The following is a 15,785-nucleotide window of genomic DNA, read 5'->3' as shown; positions in this document are numbered from 1 at the left end:
GCTATGAGTCTGAATTTTCTTGATTTTGAACAGCCGATTGCAGAGCTGGAAGCGAAAATTGACTCGCTGACTGCCGTCAGCCGTCAAGACGAAAAATTAGATATTAATCTGGACGAAGAAGTTCAGCGCCTGCGTGAAAAGAGCGTTGAGCTGACGCGCAAGATTTTTTCCGATCTTGGGGCCTGGCAAGTTGCTCAACTGGCACGCCACCCGCGCCGTCCTTATACCCTGGATTATATCGAACATATCTTTACCGATTTTGAAGAGCTGGCAGGCGACCGCGCCTATGCTGATGATAAAGCCATCGTCGGCGGCATCGCGCGTCTGGAAGGCCGTCCGGTGATGATTATCGGCCACCAGAAAGGTCGTGAGACGAAGGAAAAAATTCGTCGCAACTTCGGCATGCCGGCGCCGGAAGGCTACCGTAAGGCGCTGCGCCTGATGGAAATGGCCTCGCGCTTTAACATGCCTATCATCACCTTTATCGATACTCCGGGCGCCTATCCGGGCGTGGGCGCAGAAGAGCGCGGCCAGTCGGAAGCTATTGCCCGCAACCTGCGTGAGATGTCGCGTCTCAACGTGCCGGTGATCTGTACGGTCATCGGCGAAGGCGGCTCCGGCGGCGCGCTGGCTATCGGCGTGGGCGACAAAGTCAATATGCTGCAGTACAGCACCTATTCGGTGATTTCGCCGGAAGGCTGCGCCTCTATCCTGTGGAAGAGCGCGGACAAAGCGCCGATTGCCGCTGAGGCGATGGGCATCACCGCACCGCGCCTGAAAGAGCTGCAGCTGATCGACTCGGTTATCCCGGAGCCGTTGGGCGGCGCTCACCGCGATGTACCGGCGATTGCCGAATCGCTGAAGGCGCAACTGCTGGCGGATCTGACCGATCTCGACGGGCTGAACAAAGAAGAGCTGCTTAACCGCCGCTATCAGCGCCTGATGAACTACGGCTACTGCTGATCCCGGTGCCGATCAAAAACCGCCTGCGGGCGGTTTTTTTATGCCTGCGATTTGGCGCATCCGCTTTGATCGGCAACGGCGTTTTCGGCCGTTTCCCCGTTGACGGCGGCAAAGCCGGCCGATATGTTGCTAACGGTCTGAATAAAAGGAGAAAACTATGCTGGCATTACGTCAGGTGCACCATATTGCGATTATCGCGTCCGATTATGCCGTAAGTAAGCGTTTTTACTGCGATATTCTGGGCTTCACGCTGCAGGGCGAGTATTATCGCGCGGAGCGTGACTCCTGGAAGGGCGATCTGGCGTTGAACGGCCAGTATGTGATTGAGCTGTTTTCCTTTCCGTCGCCGCCGGCGCGGGTCAATCGCCCGGAAGCCTGCGGCCTACGTCATCTGGCGTTCAGCGTTGCGGATATTGAACAGGCGGTGGCGCAGCTGCAGGCGGCCGGCGTAGAGTGCGAGCCGGTGCGGGTTGACCCTTATACCGAGTCGCGGTTCACATTCTTCAGCGATCCGGATGGCTTGCCGCTAGAATTATATGAACAATGAATGCTTAATCGGCGCGTAATGGCTCAGGTTGCAGGCTGAATATGCTATTATCGCGCGCCTGCCTTAGGTTCTCTTTGAGTTATTTCCGCCATGCAACAGCCTGTTTTTCGCGTCGGAGAGTGGCTGGTTACGCCGGCTGACAACCAAATCAGCCGTGACGGGCGTCGGAAGACGCTGGAGCCACGTTTAATCGATATGTTGTTCTATTTCGCCTGCCACCCGGATGTGGTGCTGAGTCGGGATGAACTGATCGAGAATGTCTGGAAGCGTAATATCGTCACCAATCATGTGGTGACGCAAAGTATTTCCGAACTGCGTAAATACCTGAAAGACGGCGATGAGCAGAGTCCGGAATATATCATCACGGTACCGAAGCGCGGCTATAAACTGGCGGCGCCGGTGATATGGTGCCGCGAAGCTGAAGATACGCCGTTGGCAGCGCCTCAGGTGGCGGTGATTATGCATGAGCCGGAAGACGGCGATGATGAAGAGGATGCGCCGGTCTATGTGCCGCCGCGCCCGACGACGTCAACGGCGGCCAAAGGCAGTGACAGGCGGTTTTATCAGCGTTCGCCGTTTTGGGTATGGCTATGCTTCCTGGCCGCGCTCTGCGCCTGCGTGGCGTTTGTCGGTATTGCCACGCAGGCGCAGCGCGTGCCGGTCGCTACCATGCCGATGCTGCTCAATCCGCGCGATATCGATATCCGCATTCAGGGCGGCAACAGCTGCAGCAACTGGATGCCGCAGCTCTCCTACGTGGTGGGCATCAGCGAACTGATCGCCGATTCACTCAATACCTATTCCACCTTTCTGGTGCATGACCAGACCAACTACAACTACTCGGGGCCGAGCAGCTCCGGCAAGTCGCTGACCATCGAGTTCGTCAACCAGCGCCACTACCGCGCCCAGCAGTGCTTCCTGTCCGTGCGGCTGGTGGATAATGCCGACAGCTCAATCATGCTGGATAAGCGCTATTTTCTCACTAAGGATAATCAGCGCACGATCCTGATGGACCTGCTGAGCAATATGTCCGCCGTACTGAAACAGCCGTGGCCGCCCCAGTTGGAGACGCGGCTGAATAAGCTGTTGCCGAAGCAGGGGCCGGCCCTGCAGCAGTTCTATCAGGCGCACCAGCTGTTGATTCAGGGCGATATGGCGTCGCTGACGCGCGCCAGCGGGCTGCTGAGCGACCTGATGAAGAGCTCGCCCGATTTCCTGTATATCGCCGCGGAAAAAACGCTGGTCGATTTATTGCGTAATTCTTATCAGCCGTTCGACGGCGAGCAGTTGGCTCAGCTGCAACGCGATATTCAGCAGTTGGCCTCGGTGCCGGAATTACAAGACAGCCCGATCCTGCAGCAGATATATACCGTAGAGGCATTGGGGCAAGGGCAGGTTGACGAGGCGCATCAGGCAATTAATAAAGCGATTGATGTGCAGATGTCATGGCTGAATTATGTGCTGCTGGGCAAGGTATATGAAATGCAGGGGCAAAATCATTTGGCCGCCGACTCTTATATTACCGCGTTTAATCTACGGCCCGGTGAAAATACGCTGCACTGGATTAATAATGGAATATTTCAGACCTCGGTAAGCACCGTGGTGCCTTATCTGAACAACTACGCCAAGCAATAAATATGTCTTACTGACCGCGCCGCCAATGAGATTGGCGGCGCGGTTATTTTTTTGTTGGATGGTATTTTTATGCTGTTAATTTTAGGTTAACTTAATTTGTTGTCTTAGGCATTTATTTAACACGCTTTGTGCTTTTAATTTCATGTTTTTATTGGCTGTTTATCTTTTCTTGATTCCTTGATGTGTTAATGGAAAACCTCAGCTTATCATTTGTATGATCATGAGCGTAATATCACCTTATCTTTAGGACTTTATTCCCGTGGCTGCTTAATATCCTGAGCATCAAGTCAGGCGGCGCCGGCCGTTTTTTCCATTCTGACTTAGAGAAAAATAACACTCAGGAGAAACTGACCATGGCTTCATCCAAGAAAATTGGGCTTATTGCCTGTACCGGTGTCGTTGCCGGTAATATGATGGGGAGCGGGATAGCATTGTTACCCGCGAACCTGGCTAGCCTCGGCGGCATTGCTATATGGGGATGGGTAATCTCTATTATTGGCGCCATGTCTTTAGCCTATGTTTATGCCCGCCTTGCCACCAAAAATCCACAGGAAGGCGGCCCGATTGCCTACGCAGGGGAAATTTCCCCGGCATTCGGTTTCCAGACCGGCGTACTTTATTATCATGCCAACTGGATTGGTAATTTAGCCATCGGTATTACCGCTGTATCTTACCTTTCCACTTTCTTCCCCGCATTGAATAACCCGATCCCGGCAGGTATTGCCTGTATCGCCATTGTCTGGGTCTTTACCTTTGTGAATATGCTGGGCGGCACCTGGGTCAGCCGTCTGACCACCATGGGGCTGGTACTGGTGCTGATTCCTGTGATTGTGACCGCCATTGCCGGTTGGCACTGGTTTGATGTTGCCACCTATCACGCCAACTGGAACACCTCCGGCACCACTGACAGCCACGCGGTGATTAAAAGCATCCTGCTGTGCCTGTGGGCGTTTATCGGGGTGGAATCCGCCGCCGTCAGCACCGGCATGGTGAAAAACCCGAAACGCACCGTACCGCTGGCTACCATGCTGGGCACTGGCCTGGCCGGCATTGTCTACATCGCCGCAACGCAGGTGATGAGCGGCATGTTCCCCGCCAGCCAGATGGCCGCCAGCGGCGCGCCGTTCGCCATCAGCGCCTCTGCCATTATGGGCAGCTGGGCCGCGCCGATGGTTTCCGCCTTCACCGCATTTGCCTGCCTGACTTCATTGGGTTCGTGGATGATGCTGGTGGGTCAGGCCGGGGTGCGCGCCGCGCATGACGGCAACTTCCCGAAAGTGTACGGCGAGCTGGATAAAAACGGCATTCCTAAAAAAGGTCTGCTGCTGGCCAGCTGCAAAATGACCGCGCTGATGGTGCTGATCACCGTGATGAGCTCCAGCGGCGGCAAGGCGTCCGACCTGTTCGCTGAGTTGACCGGTATCGCGGTGCTGTTGACTATGCTGCCTTACTTCTACTCCTGCGTAGATTTGATCCGCTTCGAAGGCGTTAACGTACGCAACCTGTTGAGCCTGATTGCCTCCGTCTGCGGCTGTGGCTTCTGCTTTATCGCGCTGATGGGCGCCAACTCCTTCGAACTGTCCGGCACCTTTATCGTCAGTCTGATCATCCTGATGTTCTACGCCCGGAAGATGAATACCCGTCAGGTCGCCAAGCAGGCGGCTATCGAAGATAACGCCGCAGCGAAAGCACATTAAGCCGCGGCCGTTAACCCACTGATATTTATCCAGCCCTTTTCCTGCCGACCTGTCTGCCGTGACGGGAAGGGGCTGGCTTTGCCAGGAGATAGAGTATGAACGTTATTGCCATCATGAATCACATGGGCGTCTACTTCAAAGAAGAGCCGATCCGTGAGCTGCACCAGGCGCTGGAAAATCTGGGCTTCCGCCTGGTTTACCCGAACGATCGCGCGGACCTGCTGAAGCTGATCGAAAACAACGCCCGCCTGTGCGGGGTGATCTTCGACTGGGACAAATACAACCTGGAACTGTGTGAAGAAATCAGCCAGCTCAATGAATACATGCCGCTGTATGCATTCGCCAACACCTATTCGACGCTGGACGTCAGCCTGAACGATTTACGTATGCAGGTGCGCTTCTTTGAGTATGCGTTAGGCGCTGCTCAGGATATCGCCGCCAAGATAAAACAGAACACCGATGAGTATATCGACAGCATTATGCCGCCGCTGACCAAAGCGCTGTTCAAATACGTACGCGAAGGGAAGTACACCTTCTGTACTCCGGGCCATATGGGCGGCACCGCCTTCCAGAAAAGCCCGGTCGGCAGCCTGTTCTATGACTTCTTCGGGCCGAACACCATGAAGTCCGACATTTCGATTTCCGTTTCGGAGCTGGGTTCGCTGCTGGATCACTCCGGCCCGCATAAAGAGGCGGAAGAGTATATTTCCCGCGTCTTCAACGCCGAGCGCAGCTATATGGTGACCAACGGTACGTCAACGGCGAATAAAATCGTCGGCATGTACTCGGCGCCGGCGGGAAGCACGGTGCTGATTGACCGTAACTGCCATAAATCGCTGACGCATCTGATGATGATGAGCGACATCACGCCAATTTATTTCCGTCCGACCCGTAATGCCTACGGTATTCTTGGCGGCATCCCGCAGAGTGAGTTCAGCCGCGCTACCATCGCCAAACGGGTGAAAGAGACGCCGAACGCCAGTTGGCCGGTGCATGCGGTGATCACCAACTCCACCTATGACGGCCTGCTGTACAACACCGACTTTATCAAAGACACGCTGGACGTGAAGTCGATTCACTTTGATTCCGCCTGGGTGCCTTACACCAACTTCCATCCGATTTATAAAGGCAAATGCGGGATGAGCGGCGACCGTGTGGAAGGCAAGGTGATTTATGAAACCCAGTCCACCCATAAACTGCTGGCGGCGTTTTCGCAGGCGTCGATGATTCATGTGAAAGGCGACATTAATGAAGAAACCTTCAACGAAGCCTACATGATGCATACCACCACCTCGCCACACTATGGCATCGTGGCCTCTACCGAAACCGCGGCGGCGATGATGAAAGGCAACGCCGGTAAGCGTCTGATTGAAGGTTCTGTCGACCGTGCAATTAAATTCCGTAAAGAAATCAAACGGCTGAAAGTGGAGTCCGACGGTTGGTTCTTTGACGTCTGGCAGCCTGAGCATATCGATGACGCCGAATGCTGGCCGCTGCGTTCCGACAGCGCCTGGCACGGTTTCAAAAACATCGATAACGAGCATATGTACCTCGACCCGATCAAAGTCACCATCCTGACGCCGGGGATGAGCAAAGAGGGTGAGATGCAGCCGTTCGGTATTCCGGCCAGCATCGTGGCGAAATATCTGGATGAACACGGCATTATCGTTGAAAAAACCGGGCCGTATAACCTGCTGTTCCTGTTCAGCATCGGCATCGATAAAACCAAGGCGCTGAGCCTGCTGCGTGCGCTGACCGAATTTAAACGTGCGTTCGATCTGAACCTGCGGGTGAAAAACATGCTGCCGTCGCTGTATCAGGAAGCGCCCGAGTTTTATGAGGATATGCGCATTCAGGATCTGGCGCAGAATATTCACCGCCTGGTTGAGCAGCACAATCTGCCGAACCTGATGTACCGCGCCTTTGAAGTATTGCCAAGCATGGTGATGAACCCGTATCAAGCCTTCCAGAAAGAACTGCACGGTGAGGTGGAAGAGGTGTATCTGGAAGAGATGGTCGGTAAGGTGAACGCCAACATGATCCTGCCATACCCACCGGGCGTGCCGCTGGTAATGCCGGGTGAGATGCTGACCGAAGAGAGCCGCCCGGTTCTGGAGTTCCTGCAAATGCTGTGTGAAATCGGCGCGCATTATCTGGGTTTTGAGACCGATATCCACGGCGCTTACCGTCAGGCAGACGGACGTTACACCGTTAAAGTGCTGAAAAACGAAAAATAAGCGTAATCAGTCATCGGGAGGCGTTCGCGCCTCCCACTTTTTGTCGGCTACCGACTGATGGGAGACTCCTATGCAAACACCCACACAGCCGCGCGCAATCTACTATGTCGTAGCGATACAAATTTGGGAATATTTTAGCTTTTACGGCATGCGTGCGTTACTTATTCTCTATCTGACCCACCAACTCGGCTATTCTGACGGCCATGCCATCGAGCTATACAGCGCCTACGCTTCTCTGGTTTACGTTACCCCCATTCTCGGCGGCTGGCTGGCCGACCGCCTGTTAGGCAACCGCGCGGCGGTGATTGCCGGCGCGGTGTTAATGACGCTCGGCCATGTGGTGCTGGGCTTCAGCGGCGCATCCAGCCAGGCGCTTTATCTGGCGCTGGCGATCATTATCTGTGGCTACGGCCTGTTTAAATCGAACATCAGTTGCCTGCTGGGGGAGCTGTATCAACCGAATGACGCACGGCGCGAAGGCGGTTTTTCTCTGCTGTACGCCGCCGGCAACGTCGGCTCGATACTGGCGCCTATCGCCTGCGGGCTGGCGGCGGAACGCTATGGCTGGCATATCGGCTTTGCGCTGGCGGGGATCGGTATGTTTGCCGGCTTGACCCTTTTCCTGTGCGGCGGGCGTCATTTTCGTGGCGTGCGCGGCGTCAACCTGGTACAGCTGCGAGCCGTCTGCTGGGGCGTGCCGAACTGGGGCTGGTTGGCTGCGGCGTTACTGCTTGCGCCGCTGTTTTTCACCTTTCTGTTGATCTATGGTTTGTCCGGCTACCTGTTGATGCTGGTCTGTTCGGTGGCTGTGGTGTGGCTGGCGCGCATTCTTTGGCGGGCGGACGCCGACCAGCGCCGGGCGCTGTGGCAAATTATCACACTGATGCTGTTGGGGACGCTGTTCTGGGCCTTTGCGCAGCAGGGGGGCAGTTCTATCAGCCTGTTTATCGATCGCTTCGTCGACCGACGCTGGTTCAGTTGGACGGTGCCGACCGCGCTGTTCCAGTCGATCAACGCGCTGGCGGTGATGTTGGGCGGCGTGGCGCTGGCCTGGCTGGGGAGCAGCGGTGAAACAGGGCGTCGTGCGCTGCGTACTTGGTGCAAGTTCGCTTTTGGCCTGCTGCTGATCGGCAGTGGTTTTATGCTGATGGCGATCAATGCGCGGCTGGGGCAGTTAGGTAAACAGACCTCGATGGGGATGATGATTGCCGGGCTGGCGCTGATGGGTGCGGCTGAACTGTTTATCGATCCGGTGGCGATGGCGCAGATTACCCGTCTGAACATTCCCGGCGTTACCGGTGTGCTGACCGGTATTTATATGCTGGCGACCGGCGCGGTAGCCAACTATCTGGCGGGCGTGATTGCCAGCCATACCGTGGAGCAGCAGACCAGCGGCGCCGCCGTGCAGGCCTATGCGCAATTTTTCGCTCAGGTGGGTTGGTGGGCCGGCGGCAGCGCCAGCGTGATGATTGTGCTGCTGGGCGGCTGGTGGCTGGTGGCGCGCCGTCAAACGCGGGCGGTTAATGCTTGATTGATAATAGCCGCCGGGGTTACCTTGCAGCCATGTCGAGACGATAGAACCTATTCATGGACAGCAATCAATTAATCACCCGGGTGGCGGAGCAGTTGGGAACGTGCCGGCAGTTGCTACTGGCTTTCAGCGGCGGGCTGGATTCCAGCGTCCTGCTGCATGTGCTGACGCAACTGCGTCGCCGGCATCCTGAGTTGCAGCTGCGCGCGCTGCATGTGCATCACGGCCTGAGCCGGTTTGCCGACCGCTGGGTAATGCACTGTCAGCAGCAGTGCGATGCATGGCGGGTGCCGCTGACGGTGCGTCATGTGCAGCTTGATCCGCGCGCCGGCGGTATTGAGGCGGCGGCGCGCGATGCCCGCTATCAGGCGTTGCAGACGGCGTTGCAGCCGGGAGAAAGCCTGCTGACCGCTCAGCATCTGGATGACCAGTGCGAAACTTTTCTGCTGGCGCTCAAGCGCGGCAGCGGCCCGGCCGGATTGTCGGCGATGGCCGCCTGCGGCGCGCTGGGGGAACATGTTTTGCTGCGCCCCTTGCTTGGCGTCAGCCGTCAGCAACTGGAGCACTATGCAAAACAGCATCAGTTGGACTGGATTGATGACGACAGCAATCAGGATGCGCGTTTCGATCGCAACTTTTTACGTTTGCAGATTTTACCGTTGCTGCAACAGCGCTGGCCGCACTTTGCCGAAGCGACGGCGCGCAGCGCCAGCCTGTGCGCCGAACAGGAACAGCTGCTGGATGAGCTGCTGGCGGAGCAGCTGCAGACGTTGCTGGACGATGAGCGATCGTTGGCGATTGACGGCTTGAGCGCCTGCTCCGCCGCGCGCCGCTTTGCCCTGTTGCGCCGCTGGATCGCGGGCTTTGCGGTCAGCATGCCGGCAAGAGAACAGCTGCAGCGGGTGTGGGGGGAAGTGGCGCTGGCCCGCCGTGACGCCGAGCCGCAGCTGCGTCTGGGGAACTATCAGATTCGCCGCTTCCGCCAGCGGTTATACCTGTTGCCGCCGCTGGCAGATTTACGCGATCAATGCCTGGCCTGGCCGGATGAGGCGCCGCTGGCCCTGCCGGACGGTCTTGGCGTGCTCAGCCGCGAGGGCGGCCCGGATACCGTGCGGGCACCGCTGCCGCAGCAGCACGTCAGCGTACGCTTCGGCGTCAGCGGCACCCTGCGCATCGTCGGACGGGCGCATTCGCGCTCGGCGAAAAAACTGTGGCAGGAGCTGGGTATTCCGCCCTGGCAGCGTGAACGGATCCCCTTACTCTATTATGATGATCAACTGATTGCCGCGCCCGGCGTTTTTATTACCGAGGCGGGGCGGCCGCAGCCGGAACAGGCGTTCTGGTCGCTGCGGTGGCAGAAAACCTAAGTCCCACAGAGGAACGGCAATGAAATTTGTGAGCGTTGTTATTGCAGCAGCCGGGCTGCTGAGCCTGCCGGCGCTGGCCGCCGGCGATGCGGCGGCGGGCAAGAATAAGTCCGCCAGCTGTCTGGCCTGCCATGGCGCGGCGGGTAAGGTATCGGTGCCGATGTACCCGAATCTGGCGGGGCAAAATGCCCTGTATCTTGAGCATGCGCTCAAGGCTTATCAGAGCGGCGATCGCTCCGGCGGTCAGGCCGAGGTGATGAAGGCTTACGTCTCCGGCCTGTCGGACGCGGATATTGCGGATTTGGCGGCGTATTACGCCAGTCTGAAGCCTTAGCCTATGACAAGGGCAGCCGGCGGCTGCCCTGTAAGAGGAAGAGCGTGACAGTTCAGTCGGAAAGACTGACGACCACGGTACCGATTTCCGGATGGCTGAAACTGCTGATGTGGTCCAGGCGCAGATCGCGCTGCTGGCCGTTCAGTTCGATGGTTAAATATTCAACACGCTTTTTTTGCAGCATATCGACGGCTTTGGCTTCAAGCACTTCACCGTCGCGTAACTCCAGCTTCAGAATAAGTTTATGCTGACAGGCGAGTTCCAGGTTGTCGTAATCATCGCAATTGATGGGTTGGTACTCATCATTCATCAACATAGTCGCTCACCAATAAGTTAGCGGCGGCAAAGGCCGCCTGTTCCCGAACGGAGGACGGCAGTGCGCCGTTGGCGGCCACATCGTCCAATGCCTTTAAGACACAGGTTAGAGCATCAGGCACGTAGCCGAGATCTCCGCTGCCGATCCCGGCGTAAAAACGTCGTACTAACTCACAGTATTGTTGCACAATTTCCTCCCTTAAGAACCGCAGAGCCATCAATAATGCTAATGCGATGACGCGCAGGTTTGCGGAGTTTGTCGATCCTGAACGACTATAGCACGGTGTTATTAAGTTATCAGCACCCCCGGTCAGCGCTGAATATCCCGAGCTTTCCCTGCGTTGACGGATGAAATCAAGTACACTGTGCGTTGGAAATAATGAGGTTACGCATGGCACTGAAAGCGACAATTTATAAAGCCACGGTCAATATTGCGGATATGGATAGGCACTTCTATCACGACGCCGCGCTTACCCTTGCTCAACACCCTTCGGAAACCGAGCAGCGCATGATGCTGCGCCTGCTGGCGTGGATTTGCCATGCCGATGAGCGCCTGACGTTTACCAAAGGGCTAAGCGCCGATGATGAGCCGGAGCTCTGGCAGCGCAATGACCACAACGGCCTGGAGCTGTGGATTGAATTGGGGCTGCCGGATGAGAAACGATTAAAAAAGGCCTGCAACCAGTCACCGTGCGTGGTGCTGTATGCCTACGGCGAGCGCGCCGCCCAGGTCTGGTGGCAGTCGATGCAGAGTAAGGTTGCTGCTTACCGCAACCTCAGCATCCGCTTTTTAAATGACGAACAGCTGACCCGGCTGGCGGCGCTGGCCAACCGCAATATGACGCTGCAGGCGACACTGCAGGAGGGAACTATTTGGTTGTCCGATGCTCAGAGTAGTCTGGAAATCCAGTTTGCCGAATGGCAGCAGGCCGGAGAGTAACCGTTGCTGGAATTGTCACGAAGCGTGGCCATTGCGGACCATGAGATTGTGCTGACGGCCATCCGAGCGCAGGGGGCGGGCGGCCAGCATGTGAACAAAGCCTCAACGGCGATCCATTTGCGCTTTGACATCCGGGCCTCCAGCCTGCCAGAGTATTATAAAGAAAGATTACTGGCCTTTACGCATCATCTGATTACCAGCGAAGGGGTGGTGGTGATCAAGGCGCAGGAGTATCGCAGCCAGGAATTAAATCGTGAAGCGGCGTTGGCGCGGCTGGTGGCGTTGATCCGTCAGGCGATGGTGGTAGAAAAAACGCGCCGCCCGACCCGGCCAAGCAAAGGCGCACAGCGGCGTCGCGTGGAAAGCAAAGTACGTAAAGGCGCAACCAAGGCGTTACGAGGGAAGATTCGTCCCTGACATCTGTCATCGAGATAAGAAGCACAGTAGGAGAAAAACTGTGAAAAAAATAACTATTGCCCTGTTATTAGCCGCAGGGACGCTGTCATTGTTCGGTTGTAACAACCATTACCAGCCAAAAGAGCAGGCGCTGCAGCCTATGAAGCAGAGCTATCAGGGCGTATTGCCGTGTGCAGACTGCGAGGGGCTGGATACGTCGCTGTTCCTGGATGAAGACGGCACTTTCGTGCTGCAGGAAACCTACCGTGGCAGCCGTGACGGTGATAAAACCTTCGCCAACTACGGCAAATGGGCGCGCACGGCGGACAAGCTGGTGCTGACCGACAGCAACGGCGATAAGCGCTATTTCCATCCGGTGGGGAAAAATCTGGAGATGCTGGACCAAAGCGGCGCGCCGATTGACTCCAAGCTGAACTATCAGCTGCAGCCGGTGGAAAAATTCTTGCCGAAAACGCCGATGGCGCTGCGCGGCAGCTACACCTATATGGCGGATGCGGCAGTGTTTAAAGACTGTGCGACTGGTAAAACCTTCCCGGTGGATAACAACCTGGCGCTGGAGCGCGGTTACGCCAACAGCGGCGTGGAAGGCGGCGAGCCGGTATTCCTGATGCTCAGCGGCCACTTCAGCGTACAGCCGTCGATGGAAGAGGGGATGATGGAGAAAGCGCTGGTGCCGGATGGCAACATCAAGTTTGATAAGGCCAAAGGCTGCGACAGCAAATAACAGCGATAAAAAAACCCGCCTCGGCGGGTTTTTTGTTGGCTGAGAAACGTTAGCCTTTGATCTGCTTAACCAGATAATCGACGATGTCGCCGGTTTTGAGCATTTGCTTTTCGCCGTCGCGACGGTTTTTGTACTCGATCTCATCGTTGTCCAGGTTGCGGTCGCCGATGACGATAGAGTGCGGGACGCCAATCAGTTCCATATCGGCGAACATGACGCCCGGACGCTCTTTACGGTCGTCGAGGATCACGTCGATACCGTGGCCGCGCAGCTCGGCGTACAGTTTTTCCGCCAGCTCCTGCACGCGGAAAGACTTGTGCATGTTCATTGGCAGAATCGCCACCTGGAACGGCGCGATAGCGTCAGGCCAGATGATGCCGCGCTCGTCATGGTTCTGTTCGATAGCCGCCGCCACTACACGCGTGACGCCGATACCGTAGCAGCCCATGGTCAGCACCTGGTTACGGCCGTCTTCACCCTGTACGGTCGCCTTCATGGCTTCCGAGTATTTTGTGCCCAACTGGAAGATGTGACCGACTTCGATGCCGCGTTTGATCTGCAGCGTACCCTGACCATCCGGGCTGGCGTCGCCTTCAACCACGTTGCGGATGTCAGCCACCTGTGGCAGCGGCAGGTCGCGTTCCCAGTTGATGCCGAAGTAGTGCTTATCGTCAACGTTGGCGCCAGCGCCGAAATCGCTCATAGCCGCGACGCTGCGGTCGATCACCACCGGCACCGGCATATTGAGCGGGCCAAGCGAACCCGGGCCGGCGCCCACGATGGCGCGAATCTCATCTTCGGTGGCGAAGGTCAGCGGCGTTGCCACCTGCGGCAGTTTCTCCGCTTTGATCTCGTTCAGCGCGTGGTCGCCACGTACCAGCAGGGCGATCAGCGAATGGCCGCTCTCTTCGCTGGCGCGCACCAGCAGCGTTTTCACGGTTTTTTCCACCGGTAGCTGGAACTGTTCAACCAGCTCGGCGATGGTTTTGGCGTTTGGCGTATCGACGATGCGCAGCTCTTCCGTAGCGGCCGCGCGCGGCTGCGCCGGCGCGACGGCTTCGGCCAGCTCGATGTTGGCGGCGAAATCGGACACGGTGGAGAAGACGATATCGTCCTCGCCGCTGTCGGCCAGCACCTGGAATTCATGCGAGGCGCTGCCGCCGATGGAGCCGGTATCCGCCAGCACCGGACGGAAGTCCAGCCCCATGCGGGAGAAGATCTTGTTATAGGCTTCATACATGGCGTCATAGGTCGCCTGCAGCGATTCCTGCGTGGTATGGAACGAATAGGCGTCTTTCATCAGGAATTCGCGGGAACGCATCACGCCGAAACGTGGGCGCACTTCATCGCGGAATTTGGTCTGAATCTGGAAGAAGTTCAGCGGCAGCTGTTTATAGGAGCTGATTTCATTGCGAATCAGATCGGTAATCACTTCCTCATGCGTAGGGCCGAGTACGAACGGACGTTCGCCGCGATCGACGAAGCGCAATAATTCCGGGCCGTATTGCTCCCAACGGCCGCTTTCCTGCCACAGATCGGCGGGCTGAACCACCGGCATGGAAACTTCGATCGCATTGGCGTTGTTCATTTCTTCGCGAACGATGTTTTCAACTTTTTTCAGAACCCGCAGGCCGGTCGGCAGCCAGGTGTAAAGACCGGAGGCCAGCTTGCGAATCATCCCGGCGCGCAGCATCAGCTGGTGGCTGATCACTTCGGCATCGGCAGGGGTCTCCTTCAGAGTGGAGAGCATATATTGGCTAGTACGCATGGTGTTTTTGTTCCGTTAGAACTGCAAATTGCAACGGGCTGCCGACAAGGCGGCCAAAATTGTCAAAAGTGATTTAGTTTAACAGCGTGAGACGGTTGCCAAAAGAGAGCGGGACGAATTTTAACGCGGCTCCAGCGACAGCACCTCGGTCATGCCGGCGATGACCCGCCAACGCACGTTGAAGTCCAGAAGCCAGACGGCATAATCTCGCCCTGTATCTTCCCCCTTACGGTAGGCTGGACGCGGATCCTGCGCCAGCACCTGGGTAATGAAACGGCGCAGCTGAGGGTAGCGCGTTTGTTGCTGCAGCAGTTGCTGTTCCGCCAGCGGTGAAAAGCTGACGGGCATATCCGCCGTCGGCGCCGCCTGGGCAAAGCCGGCCACGGCCTGCGGCTGGCTTTCGGCGAACGGCAGGTAGGGTTTGATATCCACCACCGGCGTACCATCCACCAGATCCAGACTGCCGAGTTCCAGTACGACCTCACCGCCCTGAATGCGCACTTTTTTCAGCTCGACCAGCGACATGCCGATGGGGTTGGGGCGGAAGGTCGAACGGGTGGCGAACACGCCCATGCGGGCATTGCCGCCGAGGCGCGGCGGCCGCACGGTGGGGCGCCAGCCGCCATCCATGGTTTGGTGAAAAATAAACATCACCCACAGATGGCTGAACGCCTCAAGGCCGCGTACTGCTTCGGCCTGATTGTAAGGCGGCAGCAACAGCAACTCGCCGCCGCCGTCTTCTACCAGCCCCGGTTGCCTGGGAACGGCGAATTTTTCTTTATACGGCGAGCGGATAGTTCCGATCTGATTGACAACAAATTCACTCATTTGGACGAAACGTTAAGCGCAGAACCCTGGCAGACGGCCTGTTGGTAACAGCCGGCGACGCCTTTGACAATCTGGCAGTCGTGCAGCAGCACGGCGTTGGCCTTCATATAGGAGGCGCGGATCTGCATACGTTTACGTGCGGTGGTCATGTTCGGCGGGGAGTCCTGAATGGTGGTCTGGCAAGATTCGCCGGAGACTTCACCCAGATCGCGGAACGGCTTGCCGACCAGCTCTTCTGCGCTTTTATACAGTTTTACCGGCGCAGGGCGGGGCGCTGGCGCAGGTTTGCTTGACGTTGTGGTCGTGGGTTTGCTGGTACTGTTTGTCGGGGTTGATTCGGTATGCAGCATGGAGCAGCCGCTAAGCGCAAGCGCTAACAAACAGAGAGGTAAAGCACGCATAGAGATTCCTCTGCCTTTTCATAAAAGTGGCGCTATTGAAGCAATCTATGGTGGAAATAACAAGACGGGCCGAAGCCCGTC

Annotated in this window: 16 protein-coding genes; 11 read left to right on the top strand and 5 right to left on the bottom strand. The window is 57.0% G+C overall.

Annotated elements, in window-relative coordinates; translation table 11 throughout:
* The first annotated feature begins 3 nt into the window (after window positions 1–3).
* The 8 genes from accA to TAN611_RS18100 all read left to right on the top strand — a co-directional run bounded on the left by accA (window position 4) and on the right by TAN611_RS18100 (window position 10,311).
* The gene (gene accA, locus TAN611_RS18135) at window positions 4–963 is read left to right on the top strand and encodes an acetyl-CoA carboxylase carboxyl transferase subunit alpha (RefSeq protein ID WP_105232297.1); all 960 of its coding nucleotides are present in this window, start codon (window positions 4–6) and stop codon (window positions 961–963) included.
* Between the two features lie 157 nt (window positions 964–1,120).
* The gene (locus tag TAN611_RS18130) at window positions 1,121–1,510 is read left to right on the top strand and encodes a VOC family protein (protein WP_105232296.1); all 390 of its coding nucleotides are present in this window, start codon (window positions 1,121–1,123) and stop codon (window positions 1,508–1,510) included.
* A gap of 90 nt (window positions 1,511–1,600) precedes the next feature.
* Window positions 1,601–3,145, top strand: coding sequence for a lysine decarboxylation/transport transcriptional activator CadC (cadC, locus tag TAN611_RS18125; RefSeq protein ID WP_203066833.1), 1,545 nt, complete (start codon window positions 1,601–1,603; stop codon window positions 3,143–3,145).
* A gap of 353 nt (window positions 3,146–3,498) precedes the next feature.
* The gene (gene cadB / locus TAN611_RS18120; RefSeq protein ID WP_105232294.1) at window positions 3,499–4,842 is read left to right on the top strand and encodes a cadaverine/lysine antiporter; all 1,344 of its coding nucleotides are present in this window, start codon (window positions 3,499–3,501) and stop codon (window positions 4,840–4,842) included.
* A 95-nt stretch (window positions 4,843–4,937) separates the two neighbouring features.
* Complete coding sequence (gene cadA, locus TAN611_RS18115; protein WP_203066832.1) at window positions 4,938–7,079, top strand: lysine decarboxylase CadA; 2,142 nt, start codon at window positions 4,938–4,940, stop codon at window positions 7,077–7,079.
* 70 nt (window positions 7,080–7,149) lie between these two features.
* Entirely contained in the window at window positions 7,150–8,610 is a 1,461-nt protein-coding gene (gene dtpD, locus TAN611_RS18110) for a dipeptide permease DtpD (RefSeq protein ID WP_203066831.1), read from the top strand.
* Between the two features lie 56 nt (window positions 8,611–8,666).
* Complete coding sequence (gene tilS / locus TAN611_RS18105; protein ID WP_203066830.1) at window positions 8,667–9,977, top strand: tRNA lysidine(34) synthetase TilS; 1,311 nt, start codon at window positions 8,667–8,669, stop codon at window positions 9,975–9,977.
* Window positions 9,978–9,996: 19 nt separating this feature from the next.
* Entirely contained in the window at window positions 9,997–10,311 is a 315-nt protein-coding gene (locus tag TAN611_RS18100) for a cytochrome c (RefSeq protein WP_105232290.1), read from the top strand.
* A 52-nt stretch (window positions 10,312–10,363) separates the two neighbouring features.
* Here the strand turns inward: TAN611_RS18100 and rof are convergent, their stop codons facing one another.
* Window positions 10,364–10,627, bottom strand: a complete 264-nt coding sequence (rof, locus tag TAN611_RS18095) for a Rho-binding antiterminator (protein WP_105232289.1) — start codon at window positions 10,625–10,627, stop codon at window positions 10,364–10,366.
* Window positions 10,614–10,814 carry a YaeP family protein gene (locus tag TAN611_RS18090; protein WP_015673539.1) on the bottom strand — a complete coding sequence of 67 codons (201 nt, stop codon included), beginning with the start codon at window positions 10,812–10,814 and terminating at the stop codon, window positions 10,614–10,616. The genes rof and TAN611_RS18090 overlap by 14 nt, the downstream gene beginning before the upstream one ends.
* Window positions 10,815–11,017: 203 nt before the next feature.
* On the opposite strand from TAN611_RS18090, the gene TAN611_RS18085 reads away from it, so the two are divergent.
* The 3 genes from TAN611_RS18085 to nlpE are packed head-to-tail and all read left to right on the top strand — an operon-like array spanning window position 11,018 to window position 12,707.
* The gene (locus TAN611_RS18085) at window positions 11,018–11,566 is read left to right on the top strand and encodes a YaeQ family protein (protein WP_203066829.1); all 549 of its coding nucleotides are present in this window, start codon (window positions 11,018–11,020) and stop codon (window positions 11,564–11,566) included.
* Between the two features lie 3 nt (window positions 11,567–11,569).
* A complete protein-coding gene (gene arfB / locus TAN611_RS18080) occupies window positions 11,570–11,983 on the top strand; it encodes an alternative ribosome rescue aminoacyl-tRNA hydrolase ArfB (RefSeq protein WP_105232287.1) in 414 nt (137 codons plus the stop codon).
* 40 nt (window positions 11,984–12,023) lie between these two features.
* Entirely contained in the window at window positions 12,024–12,707 is a 684-nt protein-coding gene (gene nlpE, locus TAN611_RS18075) for an envelope stress response activation lipoprotein NlpE (protein ID WP_203066828.1), read from the top strand.
* 49 nt (window positions 12,708–12,756) lie between these two features.
* On the opposite strand, the gene proS is transcribed toward nlpE, so the two are convergent.
* The 3 genes from proS to rcsF form a co-directional block, all read right to left on the bottom strand.
* On the bottom strand, window positions 12,757–14,475 hold the full coding sequence (gene proS / locus TAN611_RS18070) for a proline--tRNA ligase (protein WP_203066827.1): 1,719 nt from the start codon (window positions 14,473–14,475) through the stop codon (window positions 12,757–12,759).
* A 120-nt stretch (window positions 14,476–14,595) separates the two neighbouring features.
* Window positions 14,596–15,303 (bottom strand): tRNA (N6-threonylcarbamoyladenosine(37)-N6)-methyltransferase TrmO, encoded by a 708-nt coding sequence (gene tsaA / locus TAN611_RS18065; protein WP_203066826.1) that lies wholly within the window; start codon window positions 15,301–15,303, stop codon window positions 14,596–14,598.
* Window positions 15,300–15,704, bottom strand: a complete 405-nt coding sequence (gene rcsF / locus TAN611_RS18060) for an Rcs stress response system protein RcsF (RefSeq protein WP_105232282.1) — start codon at window positions 15,702–15,704, stop codon at window positions 15,300–15,302. Before rcsF ends, tsaA begins: the two co-directional genes overlap by 4 nt.
* Window positions 15,705–15,785 lie beyond the last annotated feature (81 nt).

The organism is Serratia sp. Tan611 (assembly GCF_905188235.1).
In the GTDB taxonomy this organism is placed as follows: domain Bacteria; phylum Pseudomonadota; class Gammaproteobacteria; order Enterobacterales; family Enterobacteriaceae; genus Serratia_B; species Serratia_B rhizosphaerae.
The sequence above is the reverse complement of the archived record's forward strand: the minus strand, read 5'-3'. Positions and strand labels throughout refer to the sequence as shown.

Excerpts from the sequence above, each read along its gene's own strand:
- accA (WP_105232297.1), top strand. The coding sequence starts at position 4 with ATGAGTCTGAATTTTCTTGATTTTGAACAGCCGATTGCAGAGCTGGAA.
- TAN611_RS18130 (WP_105232296.1), top strand. The coding sequence starts at position 1,121 with ATGCTGGCATTACGTCAGGTGCACCATATTGCGATTATCGCGTCCGAT.
- cadC (WP_203066833.1), top strand. The coding sequence starts at position 1,601 with ATGCAACAGCCTGTTTTTCGCGTCGGAGAGTGGCTGGTTACGCCGGCT.
- cadB (WP_105232294.1), top strand. The coding sequence starts at position 3,499 with ATGGCTTCATCCAAGAAAATTGGGCTTATTGCCTGTACCGGTGTCGTT.
- cadA (WP_203066832.1), top strand. The coding sequence starts at position 4,938 with ATGAACGTTATTGCCATCATGAATCACATGGGCGTCTACTTCAAAGAA.
- dtpD (WP_203066831.1), top strand. The coding sequence starts at position 7,150 with ATGCAAACACCCACACAGCCGCGCGCAATCTACTATGTCGTAGCGATA.
- tilS (WP_203066830.1), top strand. The coding sequence starts at position 8,667 with ATGGACAGCAATCAATTAATCACCCGGGTGGCGGAGCAGTTGGGAACG.
- TAN611_RS18100 (WP_105232290.1), top strand. The coding sequence starts at position 9,997 with ATGAAATTTGTGAGCGTTGTTATTGCAGCAGCCGGGCTGCTGAGCCTG.
- rof (WP_105232289.1), bottom strand. The coding sequence starts at position 10,627 with ATGTTGATGAATGATGAGTACCAACCCATCAATTGCGATGATTACGAC.
- TAN611_RS18085 (WP_203066829.1), top strand. The coding sequence starts at position 11,018 with ATGGCACTGAAAGCGACAATTTATAAAGCCACGGTCAATATTGCGGAT.
- proS (WP_203066827.1), bottom strand. The coding sequence starts at position 14,475 with ATGCGTACTAGCCAATATATGCTCTCCACTCTGAAGGAGACCCCTGCC.
- tsaA (WP_203066826.1), bottom strand. The coding sequence starts at position 15,303 with ATGAGTGAATTTGTTGTCAATCAGATCGGAACTATCCGCTCGCCGTAT.
- rcsF (WP_105232282.1), bottom strand. The coding sequence starts at position 15,704 with ATGCGTGCTTTACCTCTCTGTTTGTTAGCGCTTGCGCTTAGCGGCTGC.